This window comes from Gimesia benthica (genome assembly GCF_009720525.1).
GTDB lineage: Bacteria > Planctomycetota > Planctomycetia > Planctomycetales > Planctomycetaceae > Gimesia > Gimesia benthica.
Genome location: NZ_CP043930.1, coordinates 3,836,331 through 3,855,918, shown reverse-complemented (window position 1 = coordinate 3,855,918; position 19,588 = coordinate 3,836,331). Strand labels below are relative to the sequence as shown.

Below are 19,588 nucleotides of genomic sequence, written 5' to 3'. Positions count from 1 at the left end.
CTCACAGGTTTCGGGGTTCAGCGTTATTTCACTTCGTGAACCAGAAGCATGTCATGCCCCAATGAACTCCAGTCGGTACCGGAGATCAGGACGATCTGACTGCCTGATGACAGAAAGCCATGCTTCTTTCCATAGTTCACGATGTACTTCAGAATTTTCTGGGGAGACTTATCGACCACGTCGGTCAGGAGTGAAGTCACTCCCCAGTAGAGTGTCATCCGGCGAGCCGTAGCCGGGCGATCGGTGAGCGCCACAGTAGGCACTGTCCGCCGCTGTTTGGACAGAGCCATCGCGGTTTTGCCTTCGTGGGTACAGGTTACCATCAGGTCTGCGTCCAGCTTCTCTGCTGTCATCCCGGCTCCGAGTGTAACCGCTTCCGTCACTTCGCGGGCATACAGGCGACGGTTACTGGTGGTCTCTTCCGAATGCAGGTTCGATGAGAGAATCCGCGCTGCTTCGCGGACAATGCGGCTCATCATTTCGACGGCCGCCAGCGGACTGACGCCGACCGCTGTCTCCCCAGACAGCATGACCGCGTCGCTGCCGTCCAGCACTGCATTCGCGACATCGCTGGCCTCGGCGCGGGTCGGAAATGTGTTGAACTGCATGCTGTCCAGCATCTGCGTCGCGGTGATTACCGGGACACGATACTGGTTGCAGAGATGGATGATCCGCTTCTGAATGATGGGCACCCGTTCGATGTCGACTTCGACGCCGAGGTCCCCGCGGGCCACCATGACTGCATCGGTCAGTTTGAGGATCTGTTCGATATCGCTGACCGCTTCGATCTTTTCAATCTTGGCGACAACGTGCGGCGCCTCAATCGGATTCAGTTTTTCGATCTCGTCGTAGAGCTGTTTGATGTCATCCGCGGAACGCACGAAACTGAGCCCGATATAATCGAGTCCATGCTGCACGGCCCAGGCAAGGTCTTCCAGATCTTTCTCCGTGAGACAGGGAGTGCTGAGCTGGACGCCGGGCAGGTTGACTCCCTGCTTACTGCGAATGACGCCTTCCCGCTCAACCACGCACTCGACGTATTCATTATCTTCCGATTTCTCGGTGACCCGCATGGCGACCATTCCGTCTGCCAGCAGTACCGGATCGCCGACCCGCAGATCGCTGATCAGCGACTCATAGGTGCAGGTCAGTTCCTGGGAATTGTCGGTCTCAATTCCTTGAATGAACCGAAACTTCATGTCCTGCCGACAGTTGATTTCGTCACCGGGTAAGACCCCCAGCCGAATTTTGGGGCCGGACAGATCGCCCAGAATTCCGATGGGGCGGGCCATCTCTTCGGACAGTTCGTGGATATTCGTAACGATTTCGGCCAGCCATTCATGCTTGCCGTGCGCGAAGTTCAACCGAAACAGATCCACGCCCGCGATGATCAGCTTCTGCAGCATTTCGCGCGAACAGGAAGCGGGACCAACGGTAGCGATGATCTTGGTTTTTACGAGTGGGTGTTCCTGGTATTGGGCCGCGTTCATCGTGAACCTTTAGCGTGAATCTATTTTAAGCAAATCATTCGCTGCGCTTTGATTTGCTGGAGCAGAAGTTTTTCAGTTGCCTGATTCGGTTTTAAACCATTTCTGATTTACCTGCCGGACAGTTTCTCCGGAAGCGGCAACCTTGAACTTGCCTTTGAGGCTGACCGTCGTCGGTCGGATACAGGTCTGATCGTTACAGGCCTGATATTTGATATTCAGTTCAAGTGCTTCCTCTTTCCCGGCTGCAGAGGGAGGAATTTCCAGCGTTCCCCGAATGATGGCCTGCTTTTCGTAGACCAGCAGCGGTTCGTCGAAGCCTGCCACTTCGAATTTATGACCAGCCGGATATTTGATGTCGGTCAGTTTGATGTTCTGGGCCGACTTGATACTGAAGGTCGTTGGTACCAGGAAATCGGGGCTGGATGGATTCTGATTGATGTGCCAGCCATCCTCGATGGTCAGCACAATCGCCACCTTGCACTTCTTGCCAGCGGGCAGTTTGTCGACCGAGAGATAGGCGTTGGCTTTCACCAGTTTTTTCTGCTGTCCGGTCTGTCCCAGTCCGGCTGCAGCCAGCAGTTCGAGCCCCGGATTGACCGAGACCAGTTGATCCGGTGCTTCTACGAGCTCTTCGAATACGCCTGTCGAAAGGGAAACTGCAGACTGCTTCTGATCAGCGGGTGTCTGCAGATATTCTCCTACCGCCTGGACGAGCTGGGCACAGCGATTCGGGTAGCGTTTAATCACTCGACCAAACAGCTGCAGTGTCTCATCGGCGTGCTGGCGATAGCGGGCTTCCCCTGTCAGCTCGGAAAGCTGAATCAGGTTACGGGCACTGATGCTGTTGCCGGAAGGGATGGCAGCATCGTATGCGTTTTTCGTGCGGGCAATCAGTTGCTCATGGTCGTGGGTGGTGAAAAAGAAGCCGTGCTCTTTCTGATCCCAGAAGAGAGTAATCTGCAGATCGGTCAACTTGCGGGCTTCGTCCAGCCACTGCTGTTTGCCGGTTGCCTGGTGCAATGCCAGCAGTCCCTGTGTGAAAAATGCATAATCATCCAGGTAAGCGTTGAGACGGGCTTCGCCACCACGGTAGCTGCGATAGAGGTGTCCCTCTTTATCGCGCATCTGATCGAGAATGAACTGCGCTGCTTTTTCTGCAGCGGCGGTATAATCGGGTCGTTTCAACACACGACCTGCGGTCGCCATGCCTTCAATCATCAGACCATTCCAGCTGGTCAGGATTTTATCATCCTTGAGCAGCGGCTTGCGCTGTTGACGAACGGCGTGTAATTTCTGACGCGACACGGCCAACTGTGAAGCCAGTTCGTCTGCACCAGTGTTGTGTTTTTCGGCGAGCTTCTCCAGCGTGGTGACGCGGTGCAGCACATAGCCATGATCGAAGCGGACGGGCTCATTCAATCCGTAAAATTCGGCGAAGAGCGGGTAGTCATCTCCCAGAATGGTTTTCAGTTCTTCCTGCGACCAGGCATAGTGTTCGCCTTCGACGCCATCCGTCTCTGCATCCAGAGCGGAATAAAAACCGCCCTGCGGATCGGTCAGCTCACGCAGCACGAAATCGACGATCCCTTCAGAGACCTGTTTGTACTGCGGCTTACCCGTCTGCTCGAAAGCGCGGGCATAGAGACCGGCCAGCTGACCGTTATCATAGAGCATTTTTTCGAAGTGGGGTACGTGCCAGTAGCGATCGGTACTGTAGCGATGAAATCCGCCGCCGAGGTGATCGTAAATCCCGCCGTTGGCCATCGCGTCCAGTGTGTGATACAGCACCTTCGCCGATTCCGCTGCCGTCGGGTTCTGTTCGGCTGCCTGAATATCGTACTGCAGCAGAACCAGTTTCGAAGACGTGGGAAACTTGGGAGCGTTGGGAGTCACTTCCGAAAAATCGATCCCGCCATATTCGGAATCGTAACTGGCATTGATTGAACGAACCCCCGCGATGACCAGCCGGTTTTCCAGGGGAATCGCTTCCTTAGCTCCTTCTTCCTTCTGCAGGCGGGCGACTTCTTTAGCGATGATTGTCGCGCTCTGCTGGACCTGTTCTTTGTTATCTCCCCAGAGCTGATTCACTTTCTGCAGCACGCGGGGGAAACTCATCTGGCCTCCCTGATCGGTGGGTGGAAAATAAGTGCCACCGGCAAAAGGTTCACGATCGGGGGTGAGGAACATCGACAGCGGCCAGCCTCCGCCGGAAGGGGCACCGATGAGATGAAAATAGACAGAGAGTGATGTCATGTAGATATCATCGATGTCGGGGCGTTCTTCACGATCGACTTTGATATTCACAAAGTTCTCGTTCATGTATTTCGCGATTTTGGGATCTTCAAAAACGAGCCGCTCCATCACGTGGCACCAGTAACAGCTGCTGTAGCCGACCGAGAGGAAGATCACCTTGTTTTCCTGCTTCGCCTTTTCGAAGGCTTCGGGCCCCCAGGGATACCAGTCCACCGGGTTGTGCTGATGCAGCAACAGGTAAGGGCTGGTCTCTTTGGCCAGCCGGTTCGTAAACTGCTTTTCCTGGGGTGCAGACTTCGCTTCCTGTTTTGGTTCCTGCGGCTTCTCTTCGCTGGCAGATAACATGCGAGGGCTCCCGGATGTGCTGATGACGAGCAGACAGAGAATCAGGGCGTACCGCCTCAATGATGTAGGGTTCCAATCCATTTTTATTCCTCCAGGGGCAGGCAGAAGATTCGGTGCCCTGTTGTTATAAGGGGGCTGCAATCGTTTCTTCGAAAGTCGGTTGTTCGGATGGTGGGGTACACGTATCTTATCCAATCCGACGGCAGACGACTATTTAATAATAGCAGAACGTCCAAAAATCGATACGTTCAGGCGGTTCATCAGGATATCAGGATCACCTATTTTAACTTTTAATTGGGAACCGACACCTTCTGCAGAATCTGACGGATAATTTCCGTGGCGCGTGTCCGCTGACTTTCGCGGACCAGCGAGCGGGTGATCACACGATGCGCTAAAACGGGAACTGCTAACTTCTTAATGTCATCCGGAATGACATAGTCCCGTCCTTCCGTAAAGGCAAGACTCTGGGCCGCCTGGGAAAACGTGATCGCACCGCGGGTACTGACTCCCAGCGTCAGTTCCGGATGATTGCGTGTGACTTCGACAATTTCCAGAATATAGTCCGTCAGTGCATCATCGACGCGGACATTCCGTACGGCTTCCTGCATCTCGCGTAACTGCTTCAGCGAGACAACGGAATCCAGCGTGTTGACCGGTTCGCCATTCCGGTGCTGGATCAGTACTTCCCGCTCGATGGCACGTTCGGGATAACCGATCTCGATACACATCATGAATCGGTCGAGCTGGTTTTCGGGCAGGGGATAGGTGCCTTCAAATTCGAACGGGTTCTGCGTGGCCAGTACAAAAAACGGAGGATCCAGGGTAATCGTCTGCCCTTCCACACTGACCTGCCCCTCGTTCATCGCTTCGAGCAACGCACTTTGTGTACGGGGAGGCGTGCGGTTGATTTCATCGGCCAGCAGCACATTGGTAAAGATGGGACCTTTGCGAAATTCGAATTCGCCCAGACTGGGGAGGAAGACATTCGAACCCAGAATATCCGAAGGCAGCATGTCCGGCGTGAATTGCACGCGTTTGTAGTCGCAGTCGAGACTTTTGGCAATTGCCTTGGCCAGCGAGGTTTTACCCACGCCGGGTGCATCTTCAATCAAAACATGGCCCTCCGCGAGCAGGGTGACGATTGCCAGTTGAACCACTTCTGGTTTTCCAATGAGCACACTGGAGATGTTATCGTGAAGCGTCTTAACCAGACTGGCAGTTTCCTGCTGGGAGCGAACTTCCATTAAAGATCCATTTCTGATAGGCAAAGCTGCGGTAGCAACGGAGAGCACATACGTTTTTATATGTTCAGCTTTACTGAATTCCCGAGCGGTTTTCAACCGATAGTCCAACCGCATCCCGCAGGGAGGGGAATTCTAAAAAACCATTAAAAATTTTCTGTACAACTCCCGGAGTCAGATTCATTATAGAGAAGCCGATTGTAAAGAAAAACAAATTTTGTTAACAAACAGCAATGAACGGAGGAGCTGTTCAACTTTGTTCAGCTCGATTGCCAGATTCATCGAATCATCGTATCTGCATTCATTGTTTTAAAGGATTAATAATATTATGCCGGCCTCAAAACCGTCGACGGACGACACGTTCTCTCTCTCACGACGAAATTTTCTGCAAACAGGATGTGTCACAGTCACCGGCTTGAGCCTGCTCGAAAATCTGGTCATCCAGGAACTGGCAGCAGCCCCCGCCTCAGCAGACCAGAGCCGCCCGGCCCTGAATCGCTTTCCCCGCATGGTCCAGGAATACTTTGTGGACCGCGTTCGGGAACAGGAAGCCAAAACCATCGCACGGCTGGACGCTTTGAAGACCAAAGCCGACGCGGAAGCCTACGTGGAATCGGTCCAGAAACGAATTCGCGAAGCATTCGGGCCCGAACCAGAGCGGACTCCGCTGAATGCGAAGGTCACGAAAACCACCGATCGCGATACCTACACAATTGAAAACATCATTTTCGAAAGTCGCCCCGGATTTCTGGTGACGGCGAATCTTTACATCCCCAAGGGTATCACCAAACCTGTGCCCGGCGTCGTCGGAACCTGTGGACACTCCCACAACGGCAAAGCGGAAACCGCCTACCAGTCCTTCTCCCAGGGGCTGGCCCGCAAAGGATATGTCGTTCTGATTTACGATCCCATCGGACAGGGCGAACGTATACAGTACAGCGGCGATGATCTGAAATCCACAATCGGCGTCGGCGTCCGTGAGCATCTGCACGGTGGTAATCAGCAGTTTCTCGTCGGTGAAAATCTCTCGATGTGGCGTGCCTGGGATGGCGTGCGTGCCCTGGATTATCTGCTGACACGCAAAGAGGTCGACCCCAAGCAGGTCGGTGTGACCGGAAACTCGGGTGGCGGAACGATGACCACCTGGTTGTGTGGTGTAGAACCACGGTGGACGATGGCGGCTCCCAGCTGCTTCGTGACCACTTTCCGCCGCAACATGGAGAATGAACTTCCTGCAGATACCGAACAGTGTCCGCCGAAAGTGCTGGCGCTGGAACTGGATCATGCGGACTTCCTGGCAGCCCAGGCACCCAACCCGGTGCGGATCCTCAGTAAAGAGCGGGATTATTTTGATGTCCGCGGGGCACGCGAAGCCTACCTGCGACTCAAACGGCTCTACAAACTGCTGGGCCATGAAGACAATGTCTCGCATTTCGTCGGTCCAACTTATCACGGCTACTCACAGGAAAACCGGGAAGCCATGTATGAATGGTTCAACAAAGCCACCGGCATTTCGGATGAAGACAAAGAGCCCAAGCTGACTATCGAAAAAGATGAGACACTCTGGTGCACCCCCAAAGGCTCTGTCGCCGATCTCGGCTCGAAACCCATTCATGAATTCACTGCCGAGCGCTCGCGGGAACTGGCAAAGCAGCGTAAAACCAAATCGGGTGCCGCCCTGCAGTCCGCTGTCGCGGAAACACTCAGACTGAAGCACATCGAGGGCACTCCCGATTACCGCATTCTGCGCAATCGCGGCGGCAAAGGTTATCCCGCGAGGTATGCGATCACTTACGCGGTCGAAACGGAACCGGGAATCCAGGCTGTCGTGTATCGGGTCTCCGACGAGCGCCTCTATTCGCGACCGCCTCAGAATGCCAGCAAAAAAGCGACGCTCTACCTCTCGCACGTCTCGGCCGATGCTGAACTCAAGGAAGAACCGCTGCTGAAGACCGCCAGTCAGGATAAAGAACGCGTGCTCTACACCTGCGATGTACGGGGAATCGGGGAATCGCTGCCCGATACCACCAACCCGAATTCCTTCTTCACGCCTTACGGTAGCGACTACTTCTACGCTGCTCACTCTGTGATGCTGGACGATCCCTATCTCGGCCAGAAAACGTTTGACGCCCTGCGTGTCCTCGACTGGCTCGCTGCCAACGGGCATACCGACGTACATCTGATTGGTCGGGGCTGGGGCGCTCTGCCGGCGACCTTCGCTGCCCTGTTTTCACCTCACGTCAAGCAGGTCACACTGAAAAATGCCCTGACATCCTTCAGTGATGTCGCCGAAACGGAGCATTATCACTGGCCCTTATCGACGCTGGTGCCGAATGTATTGACGAGCTTCGATCTGCCGGAATGCTATGCTGACCTCAAGCGCAATAAAGGTTTGACGCAGATCGCTCCCTGGGGAGCAAAAGGTGCTGACAGCTGAGAAGACGGCTAAACAGCCTTGCATCTTCACCTGAGTGCCCGCCACAATAGAGGTACGTATTCAGGCGGGCGTCATTTCTTTCTCCGATACAGGAAACTGACAACACTGTGAGCAGCGATCCTCCGATGGAAGCTTCCGATCTGGAAGCCGTCGAAAAATTACACCAGGCCTACGAACGACTTCTAAAGGAAGTGAACCACGTCGTGATTGGCCAGCACAAGGTCGTCGAGGAGTTGATGATCTCGCTGCTGGCAGGCGGACATTGTCTGCTGGTAGGAGTTCCGGGGCTGGCTAAGACACTCATCGTCCACACCCTGGCTGACACACTGAACCTCTCGTTCAACCGCGTGCAGTTCACACCCGACCTGATGCCCGCCGACATCACCGGGACCGACGTGATTCAGGAAGACAAAATCACCGGCAACCGCGATTTCAAATTCCTGGCAGGCCCCGTGTTTGCCAACGTGGTTCTCGCTGACGAGATCAACCGTACGCCTCCCAAAACGCAGGCAGCCCTGCTGGAAGCGATGCAGGAGCATCAGGTCACCGCGGGGGGACGTAAACACAAACTGCCGGTTCCGTTTTTTGTGCTCGCGACACAAAACCCGATCGAACAGGAAGGCACCTATCCGCTGCCTGAAGCACAGCTCGACCGGTTCATGTTTGAAATCAAGGTCGAGTATCCCACCGAAGAAGAAGAGTTTGCCATCGTCAGGCAGACAACCTCGGATGAATCTTACGCGATTAAAAAAATTCTCGAACTGGATGAGCTGCTTTCTTTTCAGTCGCTGGTCCGTCGCGTTCCCGTAGCCGATCATGTGATCCGGTATGCAATGCAGTTCGCCCGCATGACGCGTATCATTGCCACCGATGATGCCCGGGCGGCAGACATTCCCGATTTCATTCGCGAATATGTCAGCTGGGGTGCCGGCCCCCGCGCCAGTCAGAACCTGGTCCTGGGTGCCAAAGCCCGGGCGATTCTGCATGGTAGACTGTATGTGAGCACCGACGATGTGCGTGCGGTTGCACATCCGGTACTCCGGCATCGTATCATCACCAATTTCAATGCGGAAGCCGACGGGATGTCTCCCGATAAAATCGTCGATCGCCTGATTGAACTCATCCCCGTCGATTCCTCGCAGGAAAAACTGGATGGACGATTACCACAAGTATTTAGATCCGCAGACGCTCGCTAAAGTTCAGAATCTGGACCTGGCGGCGCGTCAGATTGTGGAAGGCTATGTTTCGGGGTCCCACAAGAGCCCCTTTCACGGCTTCTCCGCCGAGTTTGCGCAGCACCGGGAATACGCGGTGGGGGATGACCTGCGTTACGTCGACTGGAAAGTCTACGCCAAGTCGGACCGCTATTATCTGAAACAGTTTGAAGCCGAGACCAACTTCACCTGCTACCTGCTGCTCGACTGCAGCGAATCGATGCGCTACAAGTCCGCGGATGCGGCTCTGTCCAAGTGGGAGTATGGTCGGCTGGTCGCTGCAGCCCTGGCATACGTCGTGATCAAACAACAGGACGCTGCGGGATTGTGTACCGTCAGCGACAAGGTAAATGATTTCCTCCGACCCGCCAGTCAGCCGACACATCTGAAACAGATTTATTACACGCTCGAAAACACAACTGTCGCCGGTGAATCCGGCCTGGGCAAGGTCTTCCACGAACTGGCCGAACGCATCAACCGCCGCAGCCTGATTATCATCATCAGCGATCTGTTCGATGACATTGAATCAGTGCTGCTGGGCCTGAAACATTTCCGGCATCGCAAACACGATGTCAGTCTGCTGCAGGTGATCGATCCCGCGGAACAGGACTTCCCCTTCCAGGAACCGGTGCTGTTTCATGGCCTGGAAAATCTGCCCGAACAGATGGTCGAACCCCGGGCTTTGAAGAAAGCCTACCAGGAAGAGTTCGAAAAGTTTCTCAAAACCGTTCAGCGTGGCTGTCGCGATCTGAAACTCGATTACAGCCTGATCCGCACCGATCAGTCGCTGGATGTCGCCCTGTCCGCATTCCTGTCGCATCGTCAGTCCCGCGTCGGTTCTTAAGGATTCAGCAAGATTCATTTCATGTCCCAGACTTTGATGCAGCCCCTGTTGGCATTCGGATTCGCCAGTCCCTGGCTGCTGATGGGATTACTGGCAGCAGGGGTTCCGGTGCTGATCCATCTGCTGCACAAGCGGAAGTTCATCGAGACCGAATGGGCGGCGATGAAATTTCTGCTGGCGGCGACGAAAAAATATTCGCGGCGGGTCCGTTTCGAACAGCTGCTGATTCTGCTGGTTCGCTGTCTGATCCTGCTGCTGCTCGCGGTCGCCTTTTCGCGGCCTTACTGGTCGGTCAAAGGCGCGTTCTTCGAAACCGCGGCTCCCGTACATCGAATCCTGGTGATCGACACTTCTTTCAGCATGCGCTGGCAGAACGACGGCCGGGAAAAATTCGCCTCTGCCAAAGAGCTGGCTGAGACGCTGGTTTCTGATTCGAATACCGGCGATGCGTTTCAGTTGATTCAGATATCAAGCGTTTCCCCCCAGACCCTCATTTCCCGCCCCTCCCGGCAGCAGGCTTACGTACTCGATGAAATCAGTCGTCTGCAACCCACTGAAGAATACGGCGACGTCACTCAGGCACTGCAAAGTGCGCTGGAGTTTCTGAACCAGGCGCAGGAACTCGCTCAGAAAGAGGTGATCGTGATCAGCGATTTCCAGGCGAAAAGCTGGGCGCCCCTCGAAGGGGAAGCCGGTGATGCGAGGGTGCTCTCGCTGCTGGAAGCGATCTCGAAAAAAGCGACTTTGGTCCTCAAAGATGTGGGACAGGCGGATGAACCCAACCTGGCAATTGTCGATTTCAGCAGCCCGTCCGTCTTCGCCACTTTGAATCAACCGGTCCGCCTGGGCGTGACTCTGCACAATTTCAGTCCCCTGAATCGAGAGGCAGTGAATCTGCAGTTGTATGTCGACGGTCAGTTGGTGAACCAGAAGCAGGTTTCGTTCCCCGCGAATACCGACACGCAGGCCGAATTTACTCACAAGTTTACCCGGGTCGGCGATCATCGACTGGAAGTCCGCATCGGCGAAGATCAGCTTCCCCTGGATAACCGTCGCTGGAGAGTCATGCCGGTCAAGAAAGAGATCAATGTCCTGCTCGTTAACGGCAGACAGTCGGGCGAAGCCATGGGACGGGCGACCGACTTCCTCGAGCTGGCGCTGTCCCCCTCGTTGCGGGAACAACCCTGGCAGGGAGCCATCAAGCCCCAGGTGATCAGTGAAGGGGAGTTGGCCAACACCGAACTCGAACTCTACGACGCAGTCGTGATCAGCGATGTCGCACTGTTTACCGACCATGAGCGCGACCTGCTCAAAGGGTATGTCAAACGCGGTGGTGGTCTGATCGTCAGCCTGGGTGCGCAGGTCGATGCGAACAACTACAACCAGACCCTGTTTCAATCCGGCTCCGGCCTGATGAATGTCAAGCTGCTGGATCGCCAGGGTGATGCGAAACAGAAATCAAAGATCTTTGAATTCGACCCGCTGCAGTACCAGCATCCCGTGATTGAGATCTTCAAAGGGAATCCGGATGCCGGTCTGGAAACAACCCAGATTTATGAATACGTCCAGACCGAAGTACCGGCAAATTCGAATACGCGACTCGTGCTGAATTTTGACACAGGCGACCCCGCCGTAATTGAGAGCACGCTCGGTCGGGGCAAGATCCTGCTGATCACCACGTCACTCGACCGTCGCTGGGGCAGTTGGGCGGTCTGGCCCAGCTTCCCCCCGATGATGAATGAATTCGTACTGGATGTCGCGACGGGGAAGTGGAGTCGCCGTGAATCGCTGGTCGGGCAACCCCTGGAAATTCTGGCCCGGGAAGATCAGCTCGCATTGACGCCCCGCATGCAGGCGCCCAACCAGGCAGAGTATCCGTTAAGAAGTATCCTCGACCGGAATGCGGAATCTCGCATGATCACCTTCGATCAGACACAGCTCTCCGGGATTTACGAGCTGGACTGGGGAGTGGCTTCTGCTGAAAAAATGCTGTTCGCAGTGAATGTCTCCCCACTGGAAAGCGACCTGGCCCACATCGGCCCCCAGGTAATCCCCCCGCATTATTTTCGCAGGCCAGACAGCTTCGCCCCCCTGGCCGCGGAGTTGCCCGCGGAACGAACCACACAGAGAGGGCTCGCCGAAAACCTGTTACTGACCGTGCTGGCCCTGATCGTGGTCGAGCAGTTGCTCCTCTGGCGCTTCTCCGTGGGGGCGCTGACTTTTCTGGCAGTCATGTGTCTGGCCTGTCTGAGCCTGTTTTTTCAGAGTTGAGACGTTCGGGGGCTATGTTCTCCCGATCAGGTTTGTGATATACTCACCGCCCCGGTTCCCTTTTGTCACCTGCAACAAGAGAAAGCGTTTACAGCATGGGCTTGAATAAAAAACAGAAGAAACAGATCGACGTCGCTCGCCAGAAAATCCAGAAACTGCGTCAGCGGTTGACCGGCGCCAAGGCACAGATGGACGACCCCCAGGAAGTCGCCTCGCTGGAAAAAGAAATCGCCGACCAGGAAGAAATCATCAAAAAAGTTCAGGAAGGCAACTGAGCCCGCTGACTGAATAGAACATCTCGTCAACTGAAATCCGAAAACGTGTCCGCCGCCCAAACCCCTACGATCATTGTTGTCCATCCCAAAGAGCGTAAAAGTAAATGCTCGGTACAGCCGCTGCGCAAACGTGACGATTTCATTTTCTGGAAATTTCCCCGCAAGGAACCGGAAAAACTGACGACCTACGTCCGCCTCGGTATGGAAGGACCGGAAATCAGCAGAGACGATGCCGACCGAGGGCTACTGGTGCTGGATGGTACCTGGCGGCTGGCGGAAAAAATGGAAGGCGATTATCAGGAACTACCCGTTCGCAGTCTGCCTGTCTGGGAGACCGCGTATCCACGGGTTTCGAAACAGTTTGATGATCCAGGCGCAGGGCTCGCCACGATTGAAGCGATTTTTATCGCCTACCATCTGATGGGTTATGACACGACCGGTCTGCTTGATGAGTATTACTGGGCTGATGATTTTCTGAAACTCAATCACGATCGACTGGTTCAGAACGAACCCACCTGATCAGCAGGGGAGCTCTACCGGCTCCGAAAAATCCGTCAGTGACTGATAGGTTTCGATGATCTCGCGAAGCTTCTCCCGATTGACGGGTTTGGTGGCATAATCGGTACAGCCCGCTGCGATACACTTTTCACGGTCCCCACTCATGGCGTGAGCCGTTAAAGCAATAATGGGTAGCTTGTATCCCTGTTCTCGCAGTTTTTGGGTCGCACCGTATCCGTCCAGTACCGGCATCGACATGTCCATCAGAATCACATCGAAGGGCTGTCCCTGTTCGAGTGCATGCATCGCATAGCGAACCGCAATTTCCCCGTTCTCAGCCAGCTTGACTTCTGCACCCTCTTTTCTGAGGAGCATGGAAATCAGCCGCTGATTATCTTCTCCATCTTCAGCCAGCAGCACAGAACAGCTTCGGTTCGCTGCCTGCACCGGTTTCGCGATCACGGGAGCCGGCTTGTGTGCAGCTGCTTCGAGCGCGTCCTGGGGATCATTGTAATATTCCAGAGACTCTGATTCGCCAATCTGAATCTGTAATGTGAAAGTCGTGCCGACATCGGGAGTGCTTTGGCAGGTCAGATCACCGCCCAGCATTTTTGCCAGTCGCTTACTGATGGCCAGCCCCAGTCCGGTTCCTCCGAACTTCCGAGTCGTGGAGGAATCGGCCTGGACGAAAGGCTGGTACAATCCTGCAACCTGTTCCGCGTTCATTCCGATACCTGTATCGATGATTTTGAACTGCAGTAACGGCTCAGGCGAGTCCGGGTTCAGGCACGATGTTTCCACCGAGACCCGACCCCCATCGGGAGTAAACTTGATCGCGTTTCCGATGAGGTTGATCAGAATCTGTTTGAGTCGAGTGGGATCACTCTGGATGTGTTTAGGAATTTTGCCTGCAAATGTCAGTTTAAAGCTGATTTCCTGCAGCTGGGCTCGCACCTGCATCAGCGACTCTACTTCCTGCAGTTTTTCGATCAGCGAGAAGGGAATCTTTTCGATATTCAGACTTCCCGATTCGATTTTCGAGAGATCCAGAATATCGTTAATCAGATCCAGCAGATAATTTCCGTTGCGTTTGATGACTTCAATTAACTTGATGCTGCCCGGGCGTCCCCAGCTCTCTTCCATCAAAACATCAGTGTAACCCAGCACCGCCGTCATCGGCGTACGGATTTCGTGACTCATGTTCGCCAGGAATTCACTCTTCGCGCGGGAAGCCGCTTCCGCATCCAGCGAAGCCTGACGCAGACTTGCTGCCTGCACCTCCAGCGCGCTGCGGGCCTGCTCCAGCTTGTCTGTGCGGACCTCCAGTTCCTTCAAGGCCTGGTCCCGTACCTGGGTCACTCGGTTATATTGACGGGCAATTAAACCGACGTCGCTGTGTTCGTCCAGATCTTCAATCGGTGCCGAATCTCCCTGGATATGCCGTTCCATGGAATTGAGCAGATCGTACATCTCGGTGGTCGCTCCGTGCTCTGCCATGTTCAGACCGATCTCTTCTTCTTCGGCCGTCACACGCAGTCGCATGAACTTACTGACAACCCGCAGGGTCACCCAGCAGAAAGAGAAGCACCAGATAAAGCAGATCGTACAGCCCAGCAGCTGCACACAGAACAGCTCCAGCCGCGAACGAGTTAAGAGTTCCGCAGGTATGAACAGCGCCACCGCCAGAGTTCCCCAGACGCCGGCAAAACCATGTACGGGAATCACACCAATCGTATCGTCCAGTCGACGCCATTCCAGAAACCAGCTGCCGGCTTCCATGACGATCGCTGCGACAATCCCAATGATCACAGCCGCAATGGGAGACACAACATCACAGCTGGCACTACTGGCAACCAGGGCCGCCAGCAGGCCGTTCAAAATGTTTTCAATTTCAATCTGTTTCCGCTGGTAGAACTGCCAGAGGAGCAGGGTGATCGCCCCGCAGGCCGATGCAAGGAACGTGTTGATCAGAATCTGAGGGACGTGCGCCGTGAATCCGAATTCACTACCGCCGTTGAATCCAAACCAGCCGATCCAGAGGATAAACACCCCGGTCGTCGCCAGCGTCAGATTATGACCTTTGAATTTGCGTGTTGTCTTTTCCTGGTCCTGGTCAAAGCGACCGGTCCGCGGTCCGATAATCATGATCGAAGCCAGTGCCGCCCAGGCACCGATCGAATGCACGACCGTCGATCCACTGAAATCCCGGAACCCCAGAGACTCCAGCCAGCCGGGTGTTTTACCGGCAAAGTGACTCGTCCAGGCCCAGTGACCGAATACGGGATAAATGATGCCCCCAGGACCACCGCCAGAATCAGGTAGGCGGTAAACCGCATCCGTTCCGCAGAGGCTCCCGAAGCAATCGTGGCTGCAGTCGCACAAAGCATCAACTGAAACAGAAAGAACGCCGACAGGAAGATATTCGTTCCCGGATTGATAAACGGGAAGTGTGAAGTTCCAATCAGGCCGCCGGTCGTGGTACCAAACATCAGACCAAAACCGAAAATCCAGTACAGCACACCCACCAGACTCACGTCGACGATATTTTTAATCGCCACGTGAATACTGTTTTTCGAGCGGGAGAGTCCCGATTCCAGACAACAGAATCCCGCCTGCATAAACAGGACAAAGATACTGCAGAGCAGAATCCAGATAATGTCAATTTGCTGATGGAGATCCATAGTCGTTCATTCTCAAGTCAGTACGTATTCGATGGGAGTTTCTTTCACCTTTCCACAGGCCGTCATCAGTTTGATCAGAGAGCAGAGGCGAGAGAACTCGACCGAATAGATCTGCTGTCAAATCAAGTTTATGTCCCGTTCCCGCAACATGTGGCGTTAAAGCAACACATTTTGAGAAGCTTCACATTTCGAAAACTGGTGTGCGGTAATTCCCTGTATCTGAAAGGAGGTGAAGGAATCAATTTGTCTATCTGGACGAAAATCGAGCGGTTATCGGAGTTGCAAATCCAAAATGTTCTCTTTTAAAGACTTACGCACATCCTGCCTCCCGCAACGCAATCAGCACAACCACTACAACAATCCAGACCCAGAGATACACTTTATCCGGCACTCAACCCGAAAATTATTCGACTGTTACCACTTACCTCAATCAACGCCACTGAAAATTCGAGCCACACCACTGTTGTAAGCTGCTGTTCGTTGTGTCTGTCTCTTGTGAACTCAGCCAATCCAGCTCCGCTAAAATAGAGTTCGTTGACCGTATCCCTTCACCGACTGAAAGAACTGCCGATTCAAGTCGCCTGCTGTCCTCGCCACAACGGAACCACGTTTCAAAGCGCGTTCTGTCACTTTCTGGTCTGCCTTGCTTGATTATTTTGGTGTGCTTGTTAACGTTGGGAAGATTTGCGCAGAAATTCGCTACGACATTCGCATGATAATGTACATTTGCTGTTGAAAGTGATCTAAAAAAGTGCCTAGACGCGACGACATTAAGAAGATTTTGATTATTGGCTCCGGTCCGATTGTCATCGGGCAGGCATGTGAATTTGACTATTCGGGAACGCAGGCCTGTAAGGCCCTCCGCGAAGATGGTTATGAAGTGGTGCTGGTTAACTCCAACCCCGCAACCATCATGACGGACCCGGAAACCGCTCACCGCACCTACATCGAACCGATTACCTGGCAGTACATCCAGAAAGTAATCGAAATCGAAAAGCCGGACGCACTGCTCCCCACACTGGGGGGACAGACCGGCCTGAACGCAGCCATGGACCTCGCCCGCCGCGGAATCCTTGATCAGCTGGGCGTGGAACTCATCGGTGCTCGCGAAGAGGTCATCGCCAAAGCGGAAAGCCGCGATCAGTTCAAAGAAGCCATGACCAAAATCGGCCTCGACTGCCCCCGCAGTGCCGTGGTCCACAACATGGAAGAAGCCAATGCCGCGGTCAAAGATATCGGCCTGCCGATCATCATCCGCGCCAGTTACACACTCGGTGGTACCGGCGGTGGGGTGGCTTACAACCGTGAAGAGTTCGTAGAGAAAGTCCGCAGCGGTCTGGCTCTCTCCCCCGTGAACGAAGTTCTGCTGGAAGAATCCATCCTCGGCTGGAAAGAGTACGAGATGGAGGTCATGCGGGACCAGGCCGACAACGTCGTCATCATCTGCTCGATCGAAAACTTCGATCCGATGGGTGTGCACACCGGCGACTCGATCACCGTCGCCCCCGCTCAGACGCTGACCGACAAGGAATACCAGCGGATGCGCGATGCGACCATCGCCTGTATCCGCGAGATCGGCGTCGAAACCGGCGGTTCCAACGTGCAGTTCGCCATCAATCCCGATACGGGCCGCATGACGATCATCGAAATGAACCCCCGCGTCAGCCGCTCCAGTGCACTCGCCTCCAAAGCGACCGGCTTCCCGATTGCCAAAATCGCAGCCAAGCTGGCCGTCGGTTATCGCCTCGATGAAATCCGTAACGACATCACCCGGGAAACGCTTGCCTGCTTCGAGCCAACCATCGATTACGTCGTCACCAAGATCCCTCGCTGGACATTCGAAAAATTCCCCGATGCCGACCCGGTCCTCACCGTGCAGATGAAATCGGTAGGCGAAACCATGTCCATCGGCCGTACCTTCAAAGAATCGCTGCAGAAAGCACTCCGCGGCCTGGAAATCGGTCACTTCGGGCTGGGTGGCGGTAACAAGGATCTCTGGGGCACCCCCAAGCAACCCGCGCGGGACCTGATTCAGTCCAAGCTGTCGATTCCCAACGACGAGCGGCTGTTCTACCTGCGGTACGCATTCAAATCCGGCATGAGCGTCGAAGAAGTCCACGAGCTCAGCGACATCGATCCCTGGTTCCTGAACCACATCCGTCAGCTCGTGGAATTCGAAGACAAGATCCGCGCCGTCTCCCGTCTGGAAGACCTGGACTATGCCTTCATGAAACAGGCCAAGCAGCACGGCTACTCCGACAAGCAGCTTGCCTTCTGGCTCGACTCCACCGAAATGGATGTCCGCCAGTACCGCAAAAGCCTGGGTATCGAAGCCACCTTCAAACAGGTCGATACCTGTGCTGCCGAGTTCGAAGCCTACACACCGTACTTCTACTCGACCTACGAAGATGAAAACGAAACGCCGGGCAATCCCGATCACAAACGCCGCATCATGATTCTCGGCGGCGGCCCCAACCGCATCGGGCAGGGGATTGAATTCGATTACTGCTGCTGCCAGGCTTCGTTCGCCCTGCAGGAACTGGGCATCGAAAGTATCATGGTCAACTCGAATCCCGAAACGGTCTCGACCGACTATGACACCTCCGACCATCTGTTCTTCGAACCGCTGACCACCGAGGATGTGCTCAACATCTGCGATCGTATGCAGCCGGATGGCGTCATCGTGCAGTTCGGCGGACAGACTCCGCTCAACCTCGCCCGGGGACTCGAAGCCGCAGGCATCAACATCATCGGTACCAGCCCCGAAATGATCGATGCAGCCGAAGACCGTGAACGCTTCCAGGCAATTCTCGAGAAGCTCGAACTGCATCAGCCTCCGAACGGTATCGCCACGAATATCGAGAGCGCCCGCAACGTCGCCCGCAAAATCAGCTATCCGATTCTGGTTCGCCCCAGCTACGTGCTCGGCGGCCGGGCCATGGAAATCTGCTACGATGAAGAATCGCTGGTCCGCTACATGAACGAAGCGGTCAATGCCTCTCCCGACCATCCGGTCCTCGTCGATCAGTTCCTCGAAGACGCGATCGAAGTCGATGTCGACGCCATCTCCGACGGCATCACCACGCTGGTCGGTGGCGTGATGGAACACATCGAAGAAGCCGGTGTGCACTCCGGTGACTCGGCCTGTGTCCTGCCACCTCACTCGCTCCCCGATTCCGTCATCGACGAAATCAAACGGGCCACACACGCCCTCGCTCGCGAACTCAAGGTCAAAGGCCTGATGAATATCCAGTTCGCGGTGAAGAAGACCGAAGACGATTACATCGTCTACATCCTCGAGGTCAACCCGCGTGCCAGCCGGACGTCGCCGTTCGTCTCCAAGGCCACCGGGCTTCCACTGCCCAAAATCGCCGCCAAGGTCATGGCGGGCGTCTCGCTGCTGGAACAGAACGTGACCAAAGAACCGAAACCCAAACACACCTCGGTCAAAGAGAGTGTCTTCCCCTTCTCCCGCTTCCTGGGCGTCGACATCATCCTCGGCCCCGAAATGCGGTCCACCGGGGAAGTCATGGGAATCTCGGATGGCTTCGCGATGGCCTTCGCCAAGAGCCAGCTCGCAGCAAATACCAGCCTGCCTTCTGAAGGCACCGTCTTCATCAGCATGGCTGACCTCTACAAAGACATGATCATCGATCCCGCACGACGGTTGATCGACCTCGGTTTCAAGATCGTCTCGACCTCCGGCACCGCCCGCGTTCTCCGCGAAGCAGGCCTCGAAGTCTCGACCGTCAAGAAGCTCAAAGAAGGTCGTCCCAACCTGCTGGACATGATGGCCAACCAGGAAGTCCAGTTCATCTTCAACACGCCCAGTGGCAAAGGCTCGCGGACGGACGAAGGCAAAATCCGCTCGGCATCGGTTTCGTATGGCGTGACCTGTGTCACCACGATCCCGGGCTGCCTCGCGGTTGTCAAAGCCCTCGAAGCACTCGCCGAAGATGCCACTCCCCAGGTCCGTGCCCTGCAGGACTGGATGGCCGATCTCTAAACGCAATCTCAAGTCGCTGTGCTCCTCATTTCT

At 54.9% G+C, this 19,588-nt stretch carries 11 protein-coding genes and 1 pseudogene; 7 read left to right on the top strand and 5 right to left on the bottom strand.

The annotated features are described in order from the left end of the window. Positions 1-23: 23 nt before the first annotated feature. The 3 genes from pyk to F1728_RS14710 form a co-directional block, all read right to left on the bottom strand. Complete coding sequence (gene pyk, locus F1728_RS14720; protein ID WP_155364749.1) at positions 24-1,490, bottom strand: pyruvate kinase; 1,467 nt, start codon at positions 1,488-1,490, stop codon at positions 24-26. Positions 1,491-1,562: 72 nt separating this feature from the next. Then, positions 1,563-4,088, bottom strand: a complete 2,526-nt coding sequence (locus F1728_RS14715) for a DUF255 domain-containing protein (protein ID WP_194242829.1) — start codon at positions 4,086-4,088, stop codon at positions 1,563-1,565. Positions 4,089-4,378: 290 nt separating this feature from the next. Continuing rightward, the gene (locus F1728_RS14710) at positions 4,379-5,332 is read right to left on the bottom strand and encodes an AAA family ATPase (RefSeq protein ID WP_145193309.1); all 954 of its coding nucleotides are present in this window, start codon (positions 5,330-5,332) and stop codon (positions 4,379-4,381) included. 325 nt (positions 5,333-5,657) lie between these two features. Between F1728_RS14710 and F1728_RS14705 the strand changes: the two genes are divergently transcribed. The 6 genes from F1728_RS14705 (at position 5,658) to F1728_RS14680 (ending at position 12,889) form a co-directional block, all read left to right on the top strand. Then, positions 5,658-7,766 carry an alpha/beta hydrolase family protein gene (locus tag F1728_RS14705; protein WP_155364747.1) on the top strand — a complete coding sequence of 703 codons (2,109 nt, stop codon included), beginning with the start codon at positions 5,658-5,660 and terminating at the stop codon, positions 7,764-7,766. Positions 7,767-7,891: 125 nt separating this feature from the next. Beyond that, positions 7,892-8,962, top strand: a complete 1,071-nt coding sequence (locus F1728_RS14700) for an AAA family ATPase (RefSeq protein WP_155367394.1) — start codon at positions 7,892-7,894, stop codon at positions 8,960-8,962. Next, on the top strand, positions 8,919-9,824 hold the full coding sequence (locus F1728_RS14695; protein ID WP_155364746.1) for a DUF58 domain-containing protein: 906 nt from the start codon (positions 8,919-8,921) through the stop codon (positions 9,822-9,824). Before F1728_RS14700 ends, F1728_RS14695 begins: the two co-directional genes overlap by 44 nt. A 21-nt stretch (positions 9,825-9,845) precedes the next feature. Then, entirely contained in the window at positions 9,846-12,095 is a 2,250-nt protein-coding gene (locus tag F1728_RS14690; protein ID WP_155364745.1) for a VWA domain-containing protein, read from the top strand. 95 nt (positions 12,096-12,190) lie between these two features. Continuing rightward, positions 12,191-12,370: a hypothetical protein gene (locus F1728_RS14685; protein ID WP_145045622.1), complete on the top strand. Its 180-nt coding sequence runs from the start codon at positions 12,191-12,193 to the stop codon at positions 12,368-12,370. A gap of 45 nt (positions 12,371-12,415) precedes the next feature. Then, entirely contained in the window at positions 12,416-12,889 is a 474-nt protein-coding gene (locus F1728_RS14680) for a DTW domain-containing protein (RefSeq protein ID WP_155364744.1), read from the top strand. On the opposite strand, the gene F1728_RS31665 is transcribed toward F1728_RS14680, so the two are convergent. Beyond that, on the bottom strand, positions 12,890-13,828 hold the full coding sequence (locus F1728_RS31665; protein ID WP_228030848.1) for an ATP-binding protein: 939 nt from the start codon (positions 13,826-13,828) through the stop codon (positions 12,890-12,892). Positions 13,829-13,903: 75 nt separating this feature from the next. Then, positions 13,904-15,486, bottom strand: a pseudogene (gene amt, locus F1728_RS31660) (ammonium transporter); the annotation flags it as partial. Between the two features lie 814 nt (positions 15,487-16,300). Here amt and carB point away from each other — a divergent pair. Continuing rightward, complete coding sequence (gene carB / locus F1728_RS14665; protein WP_155364741.1) at positions 16,301-19,555, top strand: carbamoyl-phosphate synthase large subunit; 3,255 nt, start codon at positions 16,301-16,303, stop codon at positions 19,553-19,555. Positions 19,556-19,588 lie beyond the last annotated feature (33 nt).

Bases quoted from the DNA above. Each gene is read 5' to 3' on its own strand.
- pyk (WP_155364749.1), bottom strand. From the start codon at position 1,490: ATGAACGCGGCCCAATACCAGGAACACCCACTCGTAAAAACCAAGATC.
- F1728_RS14690 (WP_155364745.1), top strand. From the start codon at position 9,846: ATGTCCCAGACTTTGATGCAGCCCCTGTTGGCATTCGGATTCGCCAGT.
- F1728_RS31665 (WP_228030848.1), bottom strand. From the start codon at position 13,828: ATGCAGGTGCGAGCCCAGCTGCAGGAAATCAGCTTTAAACTGACATTT.
- F1728_RS14685 (WP_145045622.1), top strand. From the start codon at position 12,191: ATGGGCTTGAATAAAAAACAGAAGAAACAGATCGACGTCGCTCGCCAG.
- F1728_RS14695 (WP_155364746.1), top strand. From the start codon at position 8,919: ATGGACGATTACCACAAGTATTTAGATCCGCAGACGCTCGCTAAAGTT.
- F1728_RS14700 (WP_155367394.1), top strand. From the start codon at position 7,892: ATGGAAGCTTCCGATCTGGAAGCCGTCGAAAAATTACACCAGGCCTAC.
- F1728_RS14710 (WP_145193309.1), bottom strand. From the start codon at position 5,332: ATGGAAGTTCGCTCCCAGCAGGAAACTGCCAGTCTGGTTAAGACGCTT.
- F1728_RS14705 (WP_155364747.1), top strand. From the start codon at position 5,658: ATGCCGGCCTCAAAACCGTCGACGGACGACACGTTCTCTCTCTCACGA.
- F1728_RS14715 (WP_194242829.1), bottom strand. From the start codon at position 4,088: ATGTTATCTGCCAGCGAAGAGAAGCCGCAGGAACCAAAACAGGAAGCG.